We start from the raw sequence: 1,891 nt of genomic DNA, 5'->3' as shown, positions 1-1,891 counted from the left end.
ACATGAGAGCACCAGTTCCGTACGTTTCAAAACGAGATTTTCCTTGCGCCGTAGAGGCCGTTCACACAAGAGTGAACGAACCCTTCAGGGCCGCCCCGAACCCTTTTTCTGCCAGTCGCATCTTTCCGCGTCATTCTGTCCTTCTGAAGCAAAAAACACGCCATCATCCGAGGCGTCCGCTTCGTTATTAAGGACATGAAACAGATGCTCACCATACCGACGGTCTGGCCGTATTTCCTCTTTCTTTTTGGTCTCCAATGGCTGATTACGGCCATTCGTGAGCGAAACAGCGCCAAGCTCCTTGGCACACCCTATGCGCTTTTCGACATCGCTACAGCTTGCATGGCGACGATGATGCTTTGGCTGCGGCGCTCGACCCGCTACGCTCTGTTTCTGGCTGTTTCGGTTACGGCGCTGTGCGCTGTTCTTTCGCTTGGCCTCTATCTTCTGGGCCATGAGAAGGAGGCGATCAGCGCTCTCGACGTGGCTCTGATGGCCGGGTTCGGAGGCTGGCTGCTCGAACTACTCTCTTCCATGATCGAAGAAATCTGAGCCCTTCGCTCCTTCTATTGCCTTGGCGCAGCCCCCCTGTGGGGGGCGAGCATTGGGGGCAAAACACTTCGCGCCGACGAGGCGCGTCCGCCTTCCTGGAAAAAACGACGGGAGAAAGAAAAGGGCGGACGGGAGAAGAGGCCGAGGGCAGAGCCGAGGCCGTCAGGGCGGCCCCGGTGAGTGGCCGGACCTGCTGGCCCGGCCTGTGGGGGTTAGAGAACGGCCCCCCACTGCGCGGCGCGGACGTTCTCGGTGAGGCTGCGGGCGTTGTCCTTAACGTAAGGCTTCCAGTCTTCCCCGATCAGTTCGCGGTAGGCGTCACATGCGCCCTGAGCCATGACGGCGAGCGCGTAAGCCTTAGGGGCCTGCTGTGCAGCGAAACGGACGGCCCGATCTACGCGGTTTTCCCCGCCGTCGATGCCTTGGCGGTCTTCGTCGCGGCTTTCGTTGCTGAAAGAGTTCTGCTCGTCGCGGGCAATCTGGCGCTTGTTCTCATAGAAGTTGGCGGCACCATAGGCAGAGCGGATCAGGCCGTCCACGATGCGGCCAAGGTGCATTTCCATGGCCTTGAAATTGCGCTCCCCCCGGAAGTCGGTGACGACCAGAACGTCCTCAAGAAGCGTGTACTGGTCGCGGATCATGCTGAGACCGGCCCCCATCAGCTCGTCATAGTCGCCAGCCTCGAAACCGAAATGCTGAACGATAGCGGCGATCTTGTCATCGTTGGGGGCGAGGCGCATGACGTCTGCCAGCGTGGGAGCGGCAATGGCCTTGGTGCGCTCGCGGGCTTCGTTGAAACGGCGGACGGCGGCGGGGCTGGCCTTGTTTGCAGCCTTGCGGTTCTGGGCCTTCGGTGCGATTGTGGTTGCTGCGTCGGACATGAAACTTACCTTTTCTCGTCTAGCGAAGTCCCGGCTTGGTGTTCCAGCACTAACCGGGGCGCTTTGTCTTGAGGGCCAATCCCTCTCGACAAGTAAAAGATAGCCTTTTCGGCCTTTCGTGACAATAGAAAAAGCGCAGAAAACCGCCATAAAACGCGCTTTATTTTTGCATGACAAGTAAAAATATTTCTTGATTACTCTATGAATACCTGTCGTTTTCCTAGACCCATCCTGCCCGTGCGGCGAGCACACTGACGGCGACGAGAGTGGAACGACGGTGGCGTTTTCCTGAGCCCATCCTGCCACTGGCTAAGACGGGCGACGGGACAGGCCGTCAAGCCCGGAGCGTCCTGAGCAAAGGGGGCAGGCTTGCGGCTGATGCGGGGTCGCGTGCGGCCCTGCAGCAGACGCGGGCCTGACACCTGCCGCCGAGGGTCGCGCAGTGGCTTTACGGACTG

3 protein-coding genes are annotated in these 1,891 nt (G+C 59.5%); 1 reads left to right on the top strand and 2 read right to left on the bottom strand.

Going from position 1 to position 1,891, the window contains the following annotated elements:
* The first annotated feature begins 204 nt into the window (after nucleotides 1-204).
* Nucleotides 205-552, top strand: a complete 348-nt coding sequence (locus tag JN414_RS16285) for a hypothetical protein (protein WP_202208862.1) — start codon at nucleotides 205-207, stop codon at nucleotides 550-552.
* Nucleotides 553-764: 212 nt separating this feature from the next.
* On the opposite strand, the gene JN414_RS16280 is transcribed toward JN414_RS16285, so the two are convergent.
* Together JN414_RS16280 and JN414_RS17090 are read right to left on the bottom strand one after the other, a co-directional pair.
* Nucleotides 765-1,433, bottom strand: a complete 669-nt coding sequence (locus JN414_RS16280; protein WP_062028005.1) for a hypothetical protein — start codon at nucleotides 1,431-1,433, stop codon at nucleotides 765-767.
* A gap of 194 nt (nucleotides 1,434-1,627) precedes the next feature.
* The coding region (locus JN414_RS17090) for a hypothetical protein (protein ID WP_237390143.1) at nucleotides 1,628-1,891 on the bottom strand (264 nt) is incomplete at its 5' end.

The sequence above is a fragment of the Gluconobacter sp. Gdi genome, from assembly GCF_014132155.1.
Taxonomy (GTDB): Bacteria; Pseudomonadota; Alphaproteobacteria; order Acetobacterales; family Acetobacteraceae; genus Gluconobacter.
This window is presented reverse-complemented; position numbering and strand designations above follow the sequence as displayed.

Coding starts and splice junctions, on each gene's coding strand:
- JN414_RS16285 (WP_202208862.1), top strand. CDS start 205: ATGCTCACCATACCGACGGTCTGGCCGTATTTCCTCTTTCTTTTTGGT.
- JN414_RS16280 (WP_062028005.1), bottom strand. CDS start 1,433: ATGTCCGACGCAGCAACCACAATCGCACCGAAGGCCCAGAACCGCAAG.